The organism is Acidipropionibacterium jensenii DSM 20535, assembly GCF_000425285.1.
Lineage (GTDB): Bacteria > Actinomycetota > Actinomycetes > Propionibacteriales > Propionibacteriaceae > Acidipropionibacterium > Acidipropionibacterium jensenii.
Map to the genome: position 1 here is coordinate 1 of NZ_AUDD01000016.1, position 18533 is coordinate 18533.

Here is an 18533-nt window from a genome sequence, read left to right on the forward strand (position 1 = left end):
AAGACCTCCGTGGTCAGGAGAGTGAGTGTGGTAACCCACATCCTGCCCGGAGGTCTTCGCTACCTCACCCGTTCACAACCTCCCGGGGAAGTACAGCTAGCGCTCGGATCGATCCCCACGCGCGCCGTGCTGTCGCCATGCCAATCAGTGTAGATGGAAAGTCATCTCTGCGTGACCTCTGCGTGACCTCCCCGGGCATATCTTGCTGTGCCTAGTGTGCCTGTTGGTGAGCAGCAAATCCGCCTATACAGCAGAAATGCCGCCCCGACTGGGGCGGCATTTCATAGGGTGGAGATGGCGGGAATTGAACCCGCGTCCTTAAAAGGCGAACCAGACATTCTCCGGGCGCAGTCGATGCTGTCGTTCTACTTGGCTCCTACACTCCCATCGACACGGTGCAGACAAGCCCAGTCACAGTTAAGTCCCGCGCGGTCCCCGTGACCACTACCACGCAGCAAGCCTTCAAATGAGGCCAGATTCCGGATGGAAGGCTACATCCGGGCTGACCCTTCGATCACTGATCAGGCAGCGAGAGCGAAGTCAGTGCGCTTGTTATCGGCACTTATTGGTTCCCAGGGGTCGTTAACGAGATAACCCTGGATTCTCGGCCCGCTTCTCCTGGAACAACCATTCCAAGTCGAAACCAGTCATCCCCTTGTTGAGTTGTCAACCACGGTGCTCGCACCATCGGATCAGCAGACCCGACTGCCTCGCACCGCCACACCCAGCGCAGTCACCCGAAAGGGATCATCCGCAACGTGCATCGTCCAGTGTAGCTCACCGCCCGATGCGTTTGCGCGGCTTCTCCCCCTCCTTGATGATCTGGAAGGGGATCACCCTGGTGATCGGGTTGCGCCACGTCTCCCCCTTGAACCCCTTGATCGCCTGGATGACGGTGAGCGCCAGGTAGGCCATCCAGGCCAGCGACACCACCACCCCGGTGACGTGGAGGACCGGCCCGAGCAGCACCAGAACGATGCACATGTAGATCTGCGCATTGGCCTGGTTGGCGATCTGTCGGTGCGCCCAGGTGCCCTTCTCGGTGACCGCCGAGGCGATCAGCGGCACCAACGGTCCGGTGGCAGCGACCGGGGCCAGGCCGACCATCCCCGCGGTCACCGAACCCACCGGCGTCGCGTCGGTCCTGCGTCGCTGGGCCAGCCCCGCGCTGTGCACCGAGGAGGTCACCGGGACCGTCGCCAGTCCGGACAGCGTCTGATTGAGCTCCCTGCGGGTCCGCGACGCCAGAGCGTCCTCCATCCGCTTCTCGAACTCGCTGATGGTGATCCGGCCGTCGGCATAGGCCTGGCCGAGATAGTCGAGGACGCGGTCCCGCTGAGCGTCGGTGACCCGCCAGTCCAGGCTCTGGGCATCGGCGCGGGAGCGCTGGAAGGGATTGTCACCGAACGGGCTCGTCATGACCTCCATCCTTGCTCACGACGAGCCCGGAGCCCAGCCCCGCCGTCCCGGACCGATCCCCCAGACTCATCCACCAGGAGAGCAGCTGAGGTCTGGGAGCGGACTCACCCGACGAAGGCCTGCAGCTTGCTGATCTGCCCGCGCGCCTCATCCAGCTGCTCGCGGACCCGCACCGGCGCGGTCCCGCCGCGTCCGGTCCGGGCGCTCACCGAACCCTGGACGGTCATCACCTCGCGCACCTTCGGAGTGAGCAGCGGATCGATGGCCGCCAGCTCCTGGTCGGTGAGGTCGGCCAGCTCCTTGCCCTGCTGCTCGCACTCGCGCACGCACGCCCCGCTGAGCTCGTGGGCGTGACGGAAGGGCACGCCGTTGCGCACCAGCCACTCGGCGATGTCGGTGGCCAGGGAGAACCCCTGGGGGGCCATCTGCGCCATCCGGTCGAGGTTGAACACCGCGGTGTCCATCATCCCGGTCACCGCCGGCAGCAGCAGGTGGAGCTGGTCGATCTGGTCGAAGACCGGCTCCTTGTCCTCCTGGAGGTCGCGGGCGTAGGCCAGCGGAAGCCCCTTGAGGGAGGCCATCAGCCCGGTCAGGTCTCCGATCATCCGGCCCGCCTTGCCCCGGGCCAGCTCGGCGATGTCGGGGTTCTTCTTCTGGGGCATGATCGACGACCCGGTCGAGTAGGAGTCGTCGAGGGTGATGTAGCCGAACTCCCGGGTGTTCCAGATGATGACCTCCTCGCACATCCGCGAGAGGTCCACGCCGATCTGGGCGGCCACGAAGGCGAACTCGGCGACGACGTCGCGAGCGGCGGTGCCGTCGATCGAGTTGGACACCGAGTCGCTGAAGCCGAGGTCGTGGGCCACCTCCTGGGGATCCAGACCGAGAGTGGATCCGGCCAGCGCCCCCGAACCGTACGGGCTGGAGTCCAGTCGGCGGTCCAGATCGCGCAACCGGTCGACGTCGCGCAGCAGCGGCCAGGTGTGGGCCAGCAGGTGGTGGGCCAGCAGCACCGGCTGGGCGTGCTGCATGTGGGTGCGCCCGGCGATCACGGCGTCGCCCACCTCGTCGGCCCTCGAGACCAGCGCCCTGGCAAGGTCCAGGACGTCGGCGGCCAGTGCCCTGGCCTCGTCGCGCAGGTACATCCTCAGCAGGGTGATGATCTGGTCGTTGCGAGACCGGCCGGCCCGGATCCGGCCGCCCAGGTCGGCGCCGGCGCGCTCGATGAGGCCGCGCTCCAGGGCGGTGTGGACGTCCTCGTCCTCGGGGGAGGGCACGAAGGCGCCGGAGGTGACGTCTGTCAGCAACCGGTCCAGGGCGTCCTCCATCGCGGCGAACTGCTGGGCGTCCAGCAGCCCGGCGTGGTGCAGCACCCGGGCGTGGGCCTTGGACCCGGCGATGTCGTAACGGGCCAGTCGCCAGTCGAACTGGGTCGACACCGACAGGGCCGCCAGCGCCTGGGAGGGTCCGCCGGCGAACCGACCTCCCCACAGGGCGAGCGGTCGGGCGGTGCTACTGGGCTGGTCTGAGGAGGTCACGTCGGTCCTTTCGGCTGGTGTCGGCGCCATTATTCACCTGCGGTGAGCTACTCGGGATCCATCAGCCAGTCCATCAGGCCCTTCTGGGCGTGCAGCCGGTTCTCGGCCTCCCGCCAGACGATCGACGCCGGGCCGTCGATGACCTCGGCGGTCACCTCGTGGTCGCGGTAGGCGGGCAGGCAGTGCATGAACACGGCGTCGTTGCCCTCGGCCATCAGCTCGGAGGTCACCTGGTAGGGCTTGAGGACCCCCTCGGCGGCATGGCCGGCCTCCTCGAACCCCATCGAGGCCCAGGTGTCGGTGATGACGGCGTCAACCCCCTCCACAGCCTTGCGGGGATCGGTGGTCACCAGCACCGAACCGCCGCACTCCTGGGCGATCTCGGTGGCCCGGGCGACGATCTCGGGGCGCGGCGAGTGCGACTCCGGGCAGCCGACCCGGACATCCATCCCGGCCAGCGCCCCACCGATCAGATACGAGGCGGCCATGTTGTTCGCACCGTCCCCCAGATAGCCAAGGCTGCGTCCGGCCAGCGCGGGGCCCGACTGCGACAGCCCGCCGCGGGTCTCGGCGATGGTCATCAGATCGGCGAGGATCTGGCAGGGGTGGAACTGATCGGTCAGCGCATTGACGACCGGCACCTTGGAGTTCGCGGCCATCTCGTCGAGACGGTCCTGGGCGAAGGTCCGCCACACGATCATCGAGCACATCGAGGAGAGCACCTTCGCGGTGTCGGCGATCGGCTCACCGCGCCCCATCTGAGAGCTGGCCGCGTCGATGACCAGGGGGCTGCCCCCGAGGTCGGCGATCCCGACCGCGAAGGACACCCTGGTGCGGGTGGACGACTTGTCGAAGATGACCGCCACGGTGTGCGGTCCGGCGAAGGGCTTCGAGGAGAACCGGTCCGCCTTGAGCGCCAGTCCGCGGGACAGCACCGCCCTCTGCTCGGCACTGGTGATGTCGTCGTCGCGCAGGAAGTGGCGCATGTCAGTTCTCCTTCTGGGTGGTGGTGGCCGCGTCGAGCAGGCCGGGCAGCGCGCTGATGAAGCTGTCGGCCTCCTGGACGGTGAGGATGTACGGGGGTGCGAGCCGGATGGTGGAGGGATTGGCCGCGTTGATGATGAACCCGGCCCCCCGGGCCGCGGTGACCACATCGGCGGCGATCGGCGAGGCGAGCTGGACGCCGAGCAGCAGACCGCTGCCGCGCACCTCCACCACCTGCGGGTGGATCCCGGTGATCGAGTCGACGAGGTGCCGGCCGATCGTCCTCACATGGTCCAGCAGGTCGTCGGACTCGATGGTCGAGATGACCGACAGGGCGGCCGCGCAGGCCAGCGGGTTGCCGCCGAAGGTGGTGCCGTGCTGACCGGGGGTGAGAATTCCGGTGATCTGCGATCCGAAGGTCACCGTCGCACCCATCGGGAAACCGCCTCCCAGCGCCTTTGCCAGGGTCATCACGTCGGGGGTGATGCCGGCCGCCTGGTGGGCGAACCACCGACCGGTGCGGCCCATCCCGCACTGCACCTCGTCGACCACCATCAGGGCGTCGTGGCGCCGGGTGAGGGTGCGCACCGACTGGAGGTACTCGAGGCTCAGCGGGACGACGCCCGCCTCCCCCTGGGTGGGTTCGAGGAAGACCCCGGCCACATCGCCCTGGACCAGTTCGGCCTCCAAGGCGTCGGGGTCCTCGGCGGGGATGAAGGTCACCTCGGCGCCCAGCGGTTCGAAGGGCTTGCGGTAGATCTCCTTGTGGGTCAGCGCCAGGGCACCGAGGGTGCGCCCGTGGAAGGCGTGCTCCAGGGCGATCACCCGCCCGCCGCGGTGGTGGGCCTTGACGATCTTGAGGGCGGCCTCGTTGGCCTCCGTCCCGGAGTTGCAGAAGAAGGCGGCGGAGCCCTCGGGTGCCTCGGCCAGCTGAAGCAGCTTCTCGGCCAGGGCCAGCTGGCCGGGGGTGGTGAAGAAGTTGGAGACGTGGGCCAGCGTCGCGGCCTGCTGGGAGACCGCCTTGACCCAGGCCGGGTGGGCGTACCCCAGGGCGTTGACGGCGATCCCGCCGAGCAGGTCCAGGTAGCTGTTCCCGGCGGCGTCGGTGACGTGGCAGCCGTGGCCTGAGACCAGGCACATCTGTGGCGACCCGAAGACTCCCAGCAGGTTGTCGGCGTACCTCCTGCTCCAGGTCTGCGGGAGGTCCTGGTCGTCGAGGGTGGTGGTCTCAGTCATCGGTCACACCTGAGTTGTAGTCGTCGGGCCGGGCCATCGTGCCGACCCCCTTGGTGGTGAAGATCTCCAGCAGCAGGGCGTGCTCGATGCGTCCGTCGACGATCGCCGAGCTGGTCACCCCGCCGTCGATGGCCTCGAGCAGGGCCTGGGCCTTGGGCCTCATGCCCTCCCCCAGCCGCGGGATCATGCGGCGCAGGTCGGAGACCGAGATGTCGGGGATGAGGGTCCGGGGATCGGGCCAGGTCCGGTAGATGCCGGCCACATTGGTGAGCATCACGAGTTTCTCGGCGCGCAGCGCCTGGGCTATCGCGGTGGCGGCCGCGTCCGCGTTGACATTGAGCACCTCGCCGGTCGGGTTGCCCTGGTCGTCGACCTCCGGACTCACCGGGGCGATGACCGGGATCTGGCTGCGGTCGAGCATGTCGTTGATGAGATCGGTGTTGACTGCCGAGATCTCGCCGACCAGGCCCATGTCGACCGGTTCGCCGTCGACCTCGACTCGGCTGCGCCGGGCGGACAGCAGGCCGGCGTCCTCCCCCGACATTCCGACGGCCAGCGGGGCGAAGGTGTTGATCCGGTTGACGAGCTGGCGGCCGACCTGGCCGACCAGCACCATCCTCACGACGTCCATCACCTCGGGGCTGGTCACCCGCAGTCCGTTGCGGAACTCCACGGGGGTGCCCTGGTTGTGCAGCATCGCGTTGATCTGCGGGCCACCGCCGTGCACCACGATGGGGCGGATCCCCACCGATGCCATGAAGACGATGTCATCGGCGAAGGCCTGCTGGAGGGTCGGGTCGACCATCGCGTTGCCGCCGTACTTGACGACGACCGTGCAGCCCTGGAACCTGCGGATCCACGGCAGGGCCTCGACGAGGACCTCGGACTTGCGCTGTGCGGCGCTCTGCGAGGCGTTCAGTGGGACGTCCAGTGAAATGCTCATGATGTGTAGGCGCTGTTCTCTTCGACGTACTCGTGGGTCAGGTCATTGGTCCAGATGTGCCCGGAGGCGTCCCCGGCGGCCAGATCGATGTCGATGTGGACCTCCCGGGGAGTCATGTCGACCAGCTCGCGGTCCTCACCGATCATCCCACCCCGACAGATGGTGACGCCGTTGAGCGACACATTCACCAGGTCGGGGTCGAAGGGGGCGACGGACTCCGGCACACAGCCGACCGCCGAGAGGATTCTCCCCCAGTTCGGGTCGTCGCCGGCGATCGCGGTCTTGACGAGGTTGGACCGCGACACCTCGCGTGCCACCGCGACGGCCGCGTCGGTGGAACTGGCCCCGGTGACCTGGATCAGCACGTCGTGGTGGGCGCCCTCGGCGTCGGCCACCAACTGGCGTGCCAGGTCGCCACTCACCGCGGTGAGCGCCTCGCGGAGTTGCTCGGGGCTCAGGGTGATCCCGGAGGCCCCCGAGGCCATCACGATGACGGTGTCGTTGGTGGACATGCAGGCGTCGGAGTCGACTCTGGAGAAGGTGATGTCGGCGGCCGGCGCCAGCGCCTCCTGGAGCTGCTCGGAGTCGACCACCGCGTCGGTGGTGATGAACACGAGCATGGTGGCCAGCTGGGGGGCCAGCATTCCCGCACCCTTGGCGATACCGCCGAAGCGGACCCCGTGGAACTCCTTCTCGGAGGTCTTGGGGCGGGTGTCGGTTGTCATGATGGCCCGCGAGGTCGCGTCGTCGGCGACTCCCCCGACGGCCAGCCCGGCGTGGGCGACACGGATGCCGGGGAGCATCTTGTCCATCTCGAGGCGCTGGCCGATGATGCCGGTCGAGGCGACCAACACCTCTCCCTGCTGGCAGCCCTCCAGCTCGGCGACCAGTCCGGCCTCGGCCTTGGTGTCGGCGAGCCCCTCGGGGCCGGTGCAGGCATTGGCGCAGGCGGAGTTGGCGACCAGGGCGTGCACAGCGCCGCCGGCGAGCGCCTCCCGGCACCATGCGACGGGGGCGGCGAAGACGCGGTTGCTGGTGAGCACCCCGGCGGCCGACTGGATCAGCCCGTCATTGACGATGAGCGCGAGGTCGGGGTTGCCGTTGTGCCGCAGACCGGCCGAGATGCCGCAGGCGCGGAATCCTCTGGGATAGGTGACTGACATGGTGATTCTCTCCGTGGAACGTGGTGTGCGTGGGGGTGGGATGGCTGTCAGGGGGCCAGCCCGACTCGGGGCAGCCCCTGGGTCTCCGGCAGTCCCAGGGCCAGATTGAGGCACTGGACGACGGCACCGGCGGTGCCCTTGACGAGGTTGTCGATGGCCACCATCACGGTGGACATCCCGGAGGCCGGATCGGCCACCGCCGATATCCGCACCATGTTCGACCCGATCACCGGGTGGGTGGAGGCCATCTGCCCGGCCGGGAGCACGGTGATGAAGGGCTCCTCGGCGTGGGCGTCGTTGAGACAGGCCAGCAGCGCCGCGGTGGGGTCCCCGGGTGCTCCCAGCGAGGACTGCGAGGTGCGACCGGTGCAGACCGCCAGGATCCCGCGGCTCATCGGGACCAGCACCGCTGTGACCGTGAGGCTGGTCTGCCAGGGGGCACCGGCGCGGCGCAGGGACTGGAGGATCTCGGGGATGTGACGGTGGGCCCCTCCGGTGGAGTAGGGCTTGGCACCGCCGTTGACCTCGGCGAAGATCATGTCGGCCTTGGCCTTGCGTCCGGCGCCCGAGGTACCGACCGGCAGGACTGCCGAGAGTCCTTCGGGCTCGATCAGACCTGCGGCCACCACCGGTGCCAGCCCCAGGGCCACCGACGAGGCATTGCAGCCCGGTCCGGCGATGTGCTTGCGTCCGACCAGTTCGTCGCGCTGCTTGTGGCCGCCCTGGTGGGCGGAGTCAGGGGCGAGTGGTAGTTCCGGCAGTCCGTAGGGCCAGGTCCCGGCGTGGTCACCGCCGTACCAGCGCTGCCAGTCCGAAGGGGACTCCAGCCGGAAGTCCGCCCCCGCGTCGACGACCACCAGGTCGGGATTCAGTGCGATGAGTTGTCCGGCCAGTGTCGCCGAGGCACCGTGCGGAAGGCCCAGGACCACCGCGTCGTGGGCGGCGAGCATCTGGGGATCCATCGTGCTGAAGGTCTCGGCAACCCCGGGAGCACCAGCCAGCTGCGGCAGGATCGAGCTCACCGGTTGGCCGGCGCTGCTGTGGGCAGCGAGGGCACCGAGGCGCATATTGGGGTGCCCGAGGATGAGTCGGGCCGCCTCGGAGCCCGCATAACCGGAGGCTCCGGCCACGGCAACACTGAATGGCTTTGCAGTCATACGAATATTTATACATCACACGATGCGGGCCCACAACCTGAGGGAGTCCCGCGATGGGAGTGGCCGGGACCTTTGTGGGGGATGTTCAGGACCCCGCCAGAACAGGATGATCCGGGTCAGCGACGACCGTGCTTGATCCTGGCCGACATGGCGCGCTGCGCCTCGCGCTTGGCATCGCGTTCCCGGATCGCCTGTCGCTTGTCCCAGTCGCGCTTGCCGGTGGCCACCGCGATCTCGACCTTGGCGTAGCCGTCCTTGAAGTACAGCGAGAGCGGGACGATGGTCTTGCCGGAGTCGGCCGACTCCCGCGAGAGCTTGGCGATCTCGCGCCGGGTGAGCAGCAGCTTGCGCTTGCGCATCACCTCGTGGTTTCTCCAAGTACCGAAGGCATACTCCGGGATGTGCAGGTTGTACAACCACACCTCGCCGTGATCGTCGACCTGGGCGAAGGCATCCCCCAATGAGGCCTTGCCGGCCCGCAGCGACTTCACCTCGGTGCCCTGGAGCACCATCCCGGCCTCCCACCGATCACCGATGTTGTAGTCGTGGAGGGCCTTCTTGTTGCGCGCGACGACCTTCTGGCCCTTCTCCCTGGGCATCCTGACCTCCTTCGGCGCCGCTGTCACGGCACCCACTTCCGCACCCCGTGGCGCGGCGGCCCATGATACCCGGTCACCTCCCGGGTCAGGCGGAGCCGAGAGACTGGGTTGAGATCTGCCACCACAGGGCCGACAGCTGCACTATCCAGTCCCCAGGTTTCCAGTGGCAGAACTCACACTCGACCCGAGAACCACAGAAACGAGATCTGCCACCACAGGACCGACAGCTGGATTATCCAGTTGCCGACGCGGTGGTGGCAGATCTCGCACGCACCCCCTCGAGGGGCTACACCTTCAGGTACTTCCTGGTGGCCACGAAGGCCGGTAGCACCGACAGCAGGATCGACACGACAAGGACCGCGCCCATCGCCAGGAGCGCCTGGTGCCACCCGATCCACACGATGGTGGTGATCGAGGCAGCCGCCTTCTTGATGATGATGAAGTACACCCCCAGCGCCAGTGACCCGCTGGCGAGAATGCCACCGATCAGACCCGCCACCAGTGACTCCAGCAGGAAGGGAGTGAGGATGTAGGCGTTCGAGGCGCCCACCAGTCTCATGATGCCGAGCTCCCTCCGTCTGGAGAAGGCCGCCATCCGGATGGTGTTGCCGATCTGCAGGGCGGCGGCCACCAGCAGCAGCACCGACATTCCGAGGGTCCCCCACTTCAGGGCATTGAGCCACAGGAACAGTGGGTCGAGCACCGGGTGCAGATCAAGGACGGCCTGCACCCCTGGTAGTCCCTTGGCCTGTGTCACCACCCCCTCGTACTGCTGGGGATCCTTGAGTTTGACGCGGAAGGAGTCCTGAATGGTGGCCTCGGTGAGGACATCCTTGACCGGCGAGTCCTTGTAGACCCGCTGGTACTCCTGATAGGCCTCGTGCTTGGACTCGTAGTAGACCTTCTCGACCTGGGGATTGGCCTCCAGGGCCTGCCGGATCGCGTCCTTCTGGGCCTGGGTCGCCCCCTGCCCGGAGGTGCACTGGCCGCCATCAACATTGGGCACGCACAGGAAGACCGAGACCTCGATCTTGTCGTACCACTTGCCCTTGACCAGATCGACCTGCTGGGTGGCCAGCAGAGCGGCACCGAACAGGGACAACGACACCCACATCGTCACGATCACGGCGACCGTCATGGTGAGGTTTCGACGGAGGCCGGTCCAGGTCTCTCTCAGGGTGTGACGCATGAATGGTCTTCCTCGGTATCAGTCGGGTCGGAGTATCTGGATGGTGCGCCGACAGTCATCGGCGCCTCGGTCTGAGGGGCATCCGCTCAGGCGGTGCCGTAGACGCCCTCACGCTGGTCCCGGACCACCAGGCCGGAGTCGAGCTCGATGACCCGCCGGCGCATCTGGTCGACGATCGTGGAGTCATGGGTGGCCATGATGACCGTCGTGCCGGTCCGGTTGATCCGGTCCAGCAGTTTCATGATCCCCACGCTGGTGGCGGGGTCGAGGTTTCCGGTCGGCTCGTCGGCGATGAGGATCTTCGGCCGGTTCGCGAAGGCCCGAGCCACCGCGACCCGCTGCTGCTCGCCGCCCGACAGCTCGTCTGGCATCCGCCGGTCCTTGCCCTCCAGCCCGACCAGGTCGAGGATCTCGGGCACGACCTTCTTGATCTCCCGGGTCGGTCTGCCGATCACCTGGAGGGCGAAGGCCACGTTCTCGTAGACGGTCTTGCCCGGCAGCAGCCGGAAGTCCTGGAAGACCGTGCCGATCTGGCGGCGCAGGGCGGGAACCTTCCAGCTGTGCAGGGTGGACAGGTCCTTTCCGGCCACGTAGACGGTGCCCTTGGTCGGCCGGTACTCACGCAGGATGAGCCTGATGAAGGTCGACTTGCCGGAACCGGACTGACCGACCAGGAAGACGAACTCTCCCTTGTCGATGTCGACGTTGACACCTTTGAGAGCCGGCTTGACCTGTCCCTCGTAGACCTTGGTGACATTGTCGAAGGTGATCAACGGACCGTCCTTGGGTTGACGCCGTCGCCGGCGGGTGGAATCGCGATGATGCGGCCCGTCCGGTGGCAGCGACGGAACCGCAAGTTCCTGAGAATTTCTCAGTTCACTGGTACCGAGTCTATGAGAAGACGCTCTGTGAGCAAGTCAGACTCGCCCAAGTATCTGCCCAGAGAGTCTCACTCGTCGGCCTGGCTGCGGCGCCAACGGATGCCGGCGTCGATGAAGTTGTCGATGTCGCCGTCGAAGACGGCGTCGGTGTTGCCCACCTCGTAGTTGGTCCTCAGGTCCTTGACCATCTGGTAGGGGTGCAGCACGTAGGACCGCATCTGGGCGCCCCAGGAGTTGCCCTCCGACTTCAGCGAGTTCATCTCGGCCTCCTGATCGGCGCGAGCCTTCTCCAGCAGCTTGGCCTGCAGGACGCGCATGGCGGCGGCCTTGTTCTGGATCTGGGAGCGCTCGTTCTGGCAGCTCACCACGATGCCGGTGGGCAGGTGGGTCAAGCGGACCGCGGAGTCGGTGGTGTTGACCCCCTGGCCGCCCGGTCCCGAGGCGTGGAAGACGTCGACCCGCAGGTCGGACTCCGGGATGTCGACGTGGTCGGCCTCCTCGACGACGGGCAGCACCTCCACCCCGGCGAAGGAGGTCTGGCGGCGGCCCTGGTTGTCGAAGGGGCTGATCCGGACCAGCCGATGGGTGCCCTGCTCGACCGACAGCGTCCCGTAGGCGAAGGGGGCGTGGACGATGAATGTCGCCGACTTGATGCCGGCCTCCTCGGCGTAGGAGGTGTCGAGCACCTCGACCGGGTACTCGTGGCGCTCGGCCCACCGCAGATACATCCGCAGCAGCATCTCGGCGAAGTCCGCGGCATCGACGCCACCGGCCTCCGAACGGATGGTCATCACGGCCTCGCGCTCGTCATAGGGGCCAGACAGCAGGGTGCGCACCTCCAGCGCGTCGATCTCGGTCTGCAGCGCGCCGAGCTCGGCCTCCGCCTCGGTGGCCGAGTCCTTGTCACCGTCCTCGGCGGCGAACTCCAGAAGCACCTGGACGTCGTCGATCCGGGAGCGCAGGGTGTTGAGACGATCGACCTGGGACTGCAGGGCCGACAGTTTGGAGGTCACCTGCTGGGCGTGCTCCTGGTCGTCCCAGAGGTCCGGTGCGGCGACCTCCTTCTCGAGCTCGACGATCTCCTGCCGTTTCGCGGTGGGGTCGAGCACGGACTCGATGGACGCCAGGGAGTGGTCCAGGGCGTCGGCTGTCTGCTGAAGGTCTACAAGTGCCACGGCGGGCCATCCTACCGTGCCGTTGGCCCGGGTCCTGGGATCCAGTCCCGGTGAGGGCGATGGGTCCAGCGGTGAGGACAGCGATATGGTGTCCTGCGTCTCGGCACCCCGGGGCACATAGCTCAGTTGGTCAGAGCGCCTGCCTTACACGCTGGAGGTCGCCGGTTCGAGCCCGGCTGTGCCCACCGAACACCAGTTGAGACTCGCCGTGCGGTTCCTGTCGCGGCGGCCCGGGGACCCATATGCTGCTTCCAAGATTCAGAGCCGATCGACTGGAGCGACATGACCAATCCCCCGTTGAATCCCGATGACCCGAACGGCCAGCAGCCGCCATCCCCCTACGATCAGTACGCCGGTGCGCAGGATCCCTACTCGCAGAATCCGTACCCGCAGGATCCCTACCAGCAGGGTCCATATCAGCAGAACCCCTACGGGGCGGCGGGACCGGCCGGTGGCAGACCGCGGCCCTCGGTGACCTTCCAGCAGGCCATCGAGTTGTTCTTCAAGAACTACGCGGTGTTCAACGGGAGGGCCTCTCGCTCGGAGTACTGGTGGGTGGCTCTCTTCACCTTCCTGGTCAACGCGGTCCTCAACGGCCTCGCGCGCTCGATCGGCGACTCCGGGTCAATGGCTCTGACGGTGGTGAGCAGTCTGTGGAGCCTGGCGATCCTGGTCCCCTCGCTGGCCATCTGCTGGCGCCGCCTCCACGACACGGGCCGGCCCGGCGGCTGGTTCTTCATCGTCCTGATCCCGATCGTCGGGTGGATCATCCTCATCGTCTTCCTGGCCGGCCCCTCCCGGCAGGACGCGTGGCAGCGCTTCGACAACGGCACGCTGCCCGTCGAGAGTTGAGTCTCTGGTCCTCATCGTGGTGCAGGGGTCGCGTGGATGCGGCCCCTGCTGGCGTCTTCGCGGGTTCTGATGGGGGCTGAGACCGTTAGCATGGGCCCGTCCGTCTTGCAGTGAAGGAGTGAGTATGTCGAACCAGCCGTGGGGATCCTACGATCCGAACGCCCAGGGCAATGGGCAGCAACCCGCGCAGGATCCGTACCAGAACCCGCAGGATCCCTACCAGAGTCAGCACAGCGCCGACCCGTCCTCCCAACCTGCCTCCAACGCAGATTCCTACGGCCAGCAGGGATACGACGCCCAGCAGTACGGCCAGTCCGGGTACGGCCAGCAGGGATACGACCCGCAGCAGGGTCAGCCCGGGTACGGCCAGCAGGGGGCCTACGGCCAGCCCAGCCCCTACGACTCCCAGCAGCAGTACGGCCAACCCCAGAGTTCGCCCTACGGCCAGCCGCCGGCCCCCTATCAGCCGGCCCCCTACGGTCAGAGCGGCTACGGCCAGGACCTCTACGGCCAGAACCCGTACGCCGCGTTCACCGGACCGGGAGCCGGTCGTCCGCGCCCCTCGGTGGACTTCGTGACGGCCATCAAGCTGTTCTTCAAGAACTACGCGGTCTTCAGTGGAAGGGCCTCCCGGTCGGAGTACTGGTGGGTGAGCCTCTTCCTCGGCCTGGTGTACATCGTCTGGGGGATCCTCTTCGGGATCGCCGGCGGGTTCGCCCTGGCGATGTCGAGCACCGATCCCTACGGGACCACCACCTCCAGCACGGCCAGCAACGGACTCGGCGCCGGGTTCATTTTTCTCATGATCCTCGGGATACTGATGTGGCTCGCGGTGATCGTGCCGAGTCTGGCGATCACCTGGCGGCGTTTCCACGACACCGACAAGTCGGGCGCCTTCTACTTCCTCAGCCTCATCCCCTACGTCGGTGGGATCATCGTCATCGTCCTGCTGGCTCTGGCTCCGGTCCCCACCGCCTGGCAGCGCTGGGACAACGGACAGCTGCCCGTTGAGAGCTGAGCCAGCTGAGCCTCACAGGCATGCAGCGGGGCCCCGGACCACTCGGTCCGGGGCCCCGCTGCATCCCCGCTGCGATCGACGGATGGCGCACGGCGACAGCGCCATCGCCACAGCAGACAGTGCACAGCCCCAGCAGACAGGGCCTCAGCCCTCGGCCTGGAGATTGGCCAGGACGTCGTCCAGATCGTCGGGCTGCACCAGGACGTCACGCGGCTTGGACCCCTCCGAGGGGCCGACCACCTTGCGGGTCTCCAGGATGTCCATCAGCCGACCGGCCTTCGCGAATCCGACCCGGAGTTTGCGCTGAAGCATCGAGGTCGAGCCGAGCTGCAGTTCGACGACCAGCTTGGCGGCCTCCAGGACCAGCTCCAGATCGTCTCCGATGTCCTCGGCCACCGCCTTCTCGGCGACCGGAGCGGCGACGTCGTCACGGTAGTGGGCCGCCATCTGCTCCTTGACGTGCTCGACGACGGCGTGAATCTCCTTGTCGGAGACCCAGGAGCCCTGCACACGGACGGGCTTGGAGACCCCCATCGGCAGGAACAGCCCGTCGCCCTGGCCGACCAGCTTCTCCGCACCGGGCTGGTCCAGGATGACCCGGGAGTCGGTCATCGAGGAGGTCGCGAAGGCCAGCCGGGAGGGCACATTGGCCTTGATGAGCCCGGTGACGACGTCTGTAGAGGGCCGCTGGGTGGCCAGCACGAGATGGATCCCGGCGGCACGGGCCAGCTGGGTGATGCGCACGATGGAGTCCTCGACGTCGCGCGGGGCGACCAGCATGAGGTCGGCGAGCTCGTCGACCACCACCAGCAGGTACGGGTAGGGGGCCAGCACCCGCTGGGAGCCCTCGGGCAGCTTCACCTGTCCGGCCCGCACCGCCTTGTTGAAGTCCTTGACATGGCGGAATCCGAAGGCGGCCAGGTCGTCGTACCGCTGGTCCATCTCGCGGACCACCCACTGGAGGGCCTCCGCGGCCTTCTTGGCGCTGGTGATGATCGGCGTCACCAGGTGCGGGATGCCCTCGTACTGGTTGAGCTCGACCCGCTTGGGGTCGACCAGCATCATCCGGACATCCTCGGGGGTGGCGCGCATCATCACCGAGGTGATGAGGGAGTTCACGAAGCTCGACTTGCCCGATCCGGTGGCCCCGGCCACCAGCAGGTGGGGCATCTTGGCGACGTTGGCGATGACATATCCGCCCTCGACGTCCTTGCCGAGTCCCACCACCAGCGGGTTGTGGTCGTTGCGGGCCTTCGGGGAGCGCAGGACGTCCCCCAGCGAGACGACCTCCTTGTCGGTGTTGGGGATCTCGACGCCGATCGCCGACTTGCCCGGGATCGGGGAGAGGATCCGCACATCCGGGGAGGCGACGGCGTAGGCGATGTTGCGGCTCAGGGCGGTGACCTTCTCCACCTTGATGCCGGCCCCCAGTTCCACCTCGTAGCGGGTCACCGTCGGGCCGCGGGAATACCCGGTGACCTGGGCGTCGATGCCGAACTCGGAGAACACCCCCTGGAGCTTGGCCACCACCGCGTCCGAGGCCTCGGTGCGCGCCTTGGGCACCGATCCGGGCACCAGCAGATCGGCGGGCGGCAGGGTGTAGGAGATGTCTCCGGACAGCTGGAGCTGCTCCCCTCCGGCCGGAATCGGGTCGGCCTCGACGGGGGCGGGGTCGGCGTGTTCATGGACCGTGAATCCCTGGGGCAGGCCGGCGGTGGTCCGCTCGGCGGTGCCATCGGGGTGTGCGGTGCCAGTGGGCTGTGCGGAGCCCGGCCTGCTCGGCTGGGCCGACTGGGCCGGCGTCGCGGAGCTCGCCTCAGGGCTCAGGGAGTCGTAGTCGAAGACCTCGTCGTTCCTGGACGGCCGGCTCCGGCGCCTCTTCCTCCGGGGCACGACCTCCTCGACGGCATTGGCCGGATGGGCGGCCATGTCAAGGGTGGGGGTGTCGTCGTCGGACAGCAGCGGGGTCTCGTAGGCCTCGCGGGACTCGGCCTCCTCCTCACGACTCTCGATGCGCTGCTGCCTGGCGGTGCGCAACCGGGCCACCGAGTCGAGGAGGGGCTGGCCGACGATGATGACGATGCCCAGCCCGGCGAGCGCGATGAGCAGCGGGACGGCGGCCCAGACCGTCAGCAGGTCCGCGAAGAAGCTCGAGGAGATGAACCCGAGAACGCCGCCGGCGGCCCTCACCCGGTCCATCTGGTCGGGCCGGGGCAGGCCGTCGGAGATGTTGACGACGCCGAGCACCCCGAGGAAGAGCAGTGACCAGCCGATCAGCTGGCGCCCGGTGGGGCCGTTGCGGTCGGGGTGACGGAAGGTGCGCCAGCACATCACCAGACCGAACAGCGGCAGCGCGTAGGACAGCGAACCGAAGATGGTGGAGACCCCGACCCGGATGAGGTGGCCGAAGGCACCCGGCAGCTGGAACCAGAAGGCGATCGTCACCAGCAGGGTGATCAGCAGCAGGAGCAGCCCGGAGCCGTCGCGGCGACGCTCGGGATCGACGACCCGCCGACCGATCCTGCGCACCGCCCCGCCGACCAGATGGGCGATTCCCGACCAGGTGGCGGCCAGGGCCCGGGCGACGGGGTTCTCACGGCTCGTCGAGGTGCTCGCCCGCCCGGACCGGGGCCTGGAAGTCGTCTTCTTCCTGCTGCCCCCGGAACGCGCGGTCCCGCGACTCGACGACTTCTTGGCCGAGCTGCTGCGGGACCGCGTCGGGGAAGACACACGAGTCGCCATGCCATCGAGGCTAGCAATCAGGGGCGTCGATCCGGTCAGCCCGCGCCGCTCGGGCGCACATTGGCCGGCTACCGGTCGGGGTCCCACCGCGGTGTCCCGCGGGAATCAGAAGTGGGTCCAGCCGCCGGGATGCTCCCAGGGCTGACCGTCGACCAGGACGGTGGGCTCGGGGGCGTCCTGGGGATCCAGCACCCGCCCGATGACCTGCCAGTCGTCGGGCACCGTGCCGGGGGCGAAGGTGGCGGCCAGGGCGTGGTCCTCCCCGCCACCGAGCACCCAGAGCATCGGGTCCAGTCCGGTGGCCATCCCGACCGTGACAATCGGCTCGGCGACGTCCAGCCGGGCGGTGTCGATGTCGATGGCGAATCCGGAGGCGTCGGCGATGTGACCCAGATCGGCGACCAGTCCGTCGGAGAGGTCGATCATCGCGTGGGCCCCGGCCAGTGCGGCCTGGCGGCCCGCCCCATAGGCGACCTCGGGGCACCGCTGGGCGTCGACCACCGCCCGGGGGGAGCGGAACCCGCGTCCCAGCACGACCAGTCCGGCAGCCGCCCAGCCCAGCCGGCCGCGGATCGCCACCACGTCCCCGGGGACCGCGCCGTCGCGCCGCACCGGGGCCAGACCGGCGGTCTGGCCGATCACGGTGATGGAGATGGTCACGACGGGCCCGCCGGTGGTGTCCCCGCCGACCACGCTCACCCCCGCCAGGGCGGACTCCTCGCGCATCCCGGTCATGCACTCGCGGGCCCAGCTGGCCGGCAGGTCCCCCGGCGCGCTGAGACCAACCACCAGGGCGACCGGCACCGCACCCATCGCCTCGATGTCGGCCACGTTGACCGCCACCGACTTGCGTCCGACGTCCTCGGCCTCCGACCAGCTGCGCCGGAAGTGCACTCCTTCGACCAGGACGTCGGTGGAGACCACCGCGGAGCCGTCCACCAGGAAGACGGCGCCGTCGTCCCCGGGGCCCACCGAGATCGCCGGCGAGGAGGGGAGGTCTCTCACCAGTGAGGCGATGAGGGGGAACTCCCCCACCTGCGCGATGGTCGGTCCCGTACTGCTCATGGCGTCTCCTGGGGGGTCGTGCGACTGAGTCACCTAACGCTAGCGTGCAGTCATGACCTTGATGTGGACCAGGTGGCCGGTGCGGGCCCGTCCGGTGAGACTGGCCCGCTCGGTGGCGCTGGCCGGATGGGCGGTGCTGGTGGGGTGCGTGGCCCTCGCCGGGTGTTCACCGAGCGGTGCCCGGCCGGTGGCCGAGCCCTCCCCCACCGGATCGGTGGCCGACTCCTGCGCCTCCGTGATGAGCGCCCTGCCGGCCAGGGTGGCCGGCCTGGAACGCTCCGAGACCACCGCCCGCACGGCGTCCTGGGGGGATCCGGCGATCATCCTGCGGTGCGGGGTGGACCGCCCCGAGGGCCTCACCGCGACCTCGAGGTGCGACGAGGTGAACCAGGTGGGCTGGTTCACCGAGGAGTTCACCCAGGCCCGGCGGTTCACCACGATCGGTCGGGTGGGGTATGTCGAGGTGACGGTCCCCCAGGTCCATGCGCCGGCGGCCGATGCCCTGGTGGATCTGGCTCCGGCGGTTCGCGAGATGGCCTCGGTGCACGCCTGCCAGTAGTCCCTGCCGGGCC

15 protein-coding genes, 1 tRNA gene, 1 other RNA gene and 2 pseudogenes are annotated in these 18533 nt (G+C 68.1%); 4 read left to right on the plus strand and 15 right to left on the minus strand.

Annotated elements, in window-relative coordinates; genetic code table 11:
* Positions 1-286 precede the first annotated feature (286 nt).
* The 12 genes from ssrA to prfB form a co-directional block, all read right to left on the minus strand.
* Positions 287-655: a transfer-messenger RNA gene (gene ssrA / locus H590_RS17660) on the minus strand.
* 122 nt (positions 656-777) lie between these two features.
* The gene (locus H590_RS17390) at positions 778-1419 is read right to left on the minus strand and encodes a DUF1707 domain-containing protein (protein WP_161626020.1); all 642 of its coding nucleotides are present in this window, start codon (positions 1417-1419) and stop codon (positions 778-780) included.
* A gap of 104 nt (positions 1420-1523) precedes the next feature.
* Positions 1524-2957, minus strand: coding sequence for an argininosuccinate lyase (gene argH / locus H590_RS0110315; RefSeq protein WP_028703493.1), 1434 nt, complete (start codon positions 2955-2957; stop codon positions 1524-1526).
* Between the two features lie 47 nt (positions 2958-3004).
* Positions 3005-3943, minus strand: coding sequence for an ornithine carbamoyltransferase (gene argF, locus H590_RS0110320; RefSeq protein ID WP_028703494.1), 939 nt, complete (start codon positions 3941-3943; stop codon positions 3005-3007).
* A gap of 1 nt (position 3944) precedes the next feature.
* The gene (locus tag H590_RS0110325; protein ID WP_028703495.1) at positions 3945-5177 is read right to left on the minus strand and encodes an acetylornithine transaminase; all 1233 of its coding nucleotides are present in this window, start codon (positions 5175-5177) and stop codon (positions 3945-3947) included.
* The gene (gene argB / locus H590_RS0110330; RefSeq protein WP_028703496.1) at positions 5170-6120 is read right to left on the minus strand and encodes an acetylglutamate kinase; all 951 of its coding nucleotides are present in this window, start codon (positions 6118-6120) and stop codon (positions 5170-5172) included. The genes H590_RS0110325 and argB overlap by 8 nt, the downstream gene beginning before the upstream one ends.
* A complete protein-coding gene (argJ, locus tag H590_RS0110335) occupies positions 6117-7283 on the minus strand; it encodes a bifunctional glutamate N-acetyltransferase/amino-acid acetyltransferase ArgJ (RefSeq protein WP_028703497.1) in 1167 nt (388 codons plus the stop codon). Before argJ ends, argB begins: the two co-directional genes overlap by 4 nt.
* Positions 7284-7330: 47 nt before the next feature.
* Positions 7331-8446, minus strand: a complete 1116-nt coding sequence (gene argC / locus H590_RS0110340) for an N-acetyl-gamma-glutamyl-phosphate reductase (RefSeq protein ID WP_028703498.1) — start codon at positions 8444-8446, stop codon at positions 7331-7333.
* 110 nt (positions 8447-8556) lie between these two features.
* The gene (gene smpB, locus H590_RS0110345; RefSeq protein ID WP_028703499.1) at positions 8557-9039 is read right to left on the minus strand and encodes an SsrA-binding protein SmpB; all 483 of its coding nucleotides are present in this window, start codon (positions 9037-9039) and stop codon (positions 8557-8559) included.
* A 286-nt stretch (positions 9040-9325) separates the two neighbouring features.
* Complete coding sequence (ftsX, locus tag H590_RS0110350; RefSeq protein WP_211221184.1) at positions 9326-10228, minus strand: permease-like cell division protein FtsX; 903 nt, start codon at positions 10226-10228, stop codon at positions 9326-9328.
* Positions 10229-10314: 86 nt separating this feature from the next.
* The gene (gene ftsE, locus H590_RS0110355) at positions 10315-11001 is read right to left on the minus strand and encodes a cell division ATP-binding protein FtsE (RefSeq protein ID WP_028703501.1); all 687 of its coding nucleotides are present in this window, start codon (positions 10999-11001) and stop codon (positions 10315-10317) included.
* A 176-nt stretch (positions 11002-11177) separates the two neighbouring features.
* On the minus strand, positions 11178-12284 hold the full coding sequence (gene prfB / locus H590_RS0110360) for a peptide chain release factor 2 (RefSeq protein ID WP_028703502.1): 1107 nt from the start codon (positions 12282-12284) through the stop codon (positions 11178-11180).
* 111 nt (positions 12285-12395) lie between these two features.
* Between prfB and H590_RS0110365 the strand changes: the two genes are divergently transcribed.
* From H590_RS0110365 to H590_RS17400, 3 genes are all read left to right on the plus strand, one after another.
* Positions 12396-12469: transfer RNA gene (locus H590_RS0110365), tRNA-Val, on the plus strand.
* Positions 12470-12566: 97 nt separating this feature from the next.
* Positions 12567-13136 (plus strand): DUF805 domain-containing protein, encoded by a 570-nt coding sequence (locus H590_RS17665; RefSeq protein WP_028703503.1) that lies wholly within the window; start codon positions 12567-12569, stop codon positions 13134-13136.
* A 124-nt stretch (positions 13137-13260) separates the two neighbouring features.
* Positions 13261-14154 carry a DUF805 domain-containing protein gene (locus H590_RS17400; RefSeq protein ID WP_051238496.1) on the plus strand — a complete coding sequence of 298 codons (894 nt, stop codon included), beginning with the start codon at positions 13261-13263 and terminating at the stop codon, positions 14152-14154.
* Positions 14155-14298: 144 nt separating this feature from the next.
* On the opposite strand, the pseudogene H590_RS19430 reads toward H590_RS17400, so the two are convergent.
* The 3 genes and pseudogenes from H590_RS19430 to H590_RS0110385 all read right to left on the minus strand — a co-directional run.
* A pseudogene (locus H590_RS19430) lies at positions 14299-15957 on the minus strand (DNA translocase FtsK); the annotation flags it as partial.
* A 249-nt stretch (positions 15958-16206) separates the two neighbouring features.
* Positions 16207-16896 (minus strand): annotated as a pseudogene (locus H590_RS19435) (DNA translocase FtsK 4TM domain-containing protein); the annotation flags it as partial.
* Between the two features lie 105 nt (positions 16897-17001).
* A complete protein-coding gene (locus H590_RS0110385) occupies positions 17002-17961 on the minus strand; it encodes a thiamine-phosphate kinase (RefSeq protein WP_028703505.1) in 960 nt (319 codons plus the stop codon).
* Positions 17962-18013: 52 nt separating this feature from the next.
* On the opposite strand from H590_RS0110385, the gene H590_RS17965 reads away from it, so the two are divergent.
* Positions 18014-18520: a DUF3515 domain-containing protein gene (locus H590_RS17965; protein WP_232020989.1), complete on the plus strand. Its 507-nt coding sequence runs from the start codon at positions 18014-18016 to the stop codon at positions 18518-18520.
* Positions 18521-18533 lie beyond the last annotated feature (13 nt).

Excerpts from the sequence above, each read along its gene's own strand:
- H590_RS17390 (WP_161626020.1), bottom strand. The coding sequence starts at position 1,419 with ATGACGAGCCCGTTCGGTGACAATCCCTTCCAGCGCTCCCGCGCCGAT.
- argF (WP_028703494.1), bottom strand. The coding sequence starts at position 3,943 with ATGCGCCACTTCCTGCGCGACGACGACATCACCAGTGCCGAGCAGAGG.
- H590_RS0110325 (WP_028703495.1), bottom strand. The coding sequence starts at position 5,177 with ATGACTGAGACCACCACCCTCGACGACCAGGACCTCCCGCAGACCTGG.
- argB (WP_028703496.1), bottom strand. The coding sequence starts at position 6,120 with ATGAGCATTTCACTGGACGTCCCACTGAACGCCTCGCAGAGCGCCGCA.
- argJ (WP_028703497.1), bottom strand. The coding sequence starts at position 7,283 with ATGTCAGTCACCTATCCCAGAGGATTCCGCGCCTGCGGCATCTCGGCC.
- smpB (WP_028703499.1), bottom strand. The coding sequence starts at position 9,039 with ATGCCCAGGGAGAAGGGCCAGAAGGTCGTCGCGCGCAACAAGAAGGCC.
- ftsX (WP_211221184.1), bottom strand. The coding sequence starts at position 10,228 with ATGCGTCACACCCTGAGAGAGACCTGGACCGGCCTCCGTCGAAACCTC.
- H590_RS17665 (WP_028703503.1), top strand. The coding sequence starts at position 12,567 with ATGACCAATCCCCCGTTGAATCCCGATGACCCGAACGGCCAGCAGCCG.
- H590_RS17400 (WP_051238496.1), top strand. The coding sequence starts at position 13,261 with ATGTCGAACCAGCCGTGGGGATCCTACGATCCGAACGCCCAGGGCAAT.
- H590_RS0110385 (WP_028703505.1), bottom strand. The coding sequence starts at position 17,961 with ATGAGCAGTACGGGACCGACCATCGCGCAGGTGGGGGAGTTCCCCCTC.
- H590_RS17965 (WP_232020989.1), top strand. The coding sequence starts at position 18,014 with ATGACCTTGATGTGGACCAGGTGGCCGGTGCGGGCCCGTCCGGTGAGA.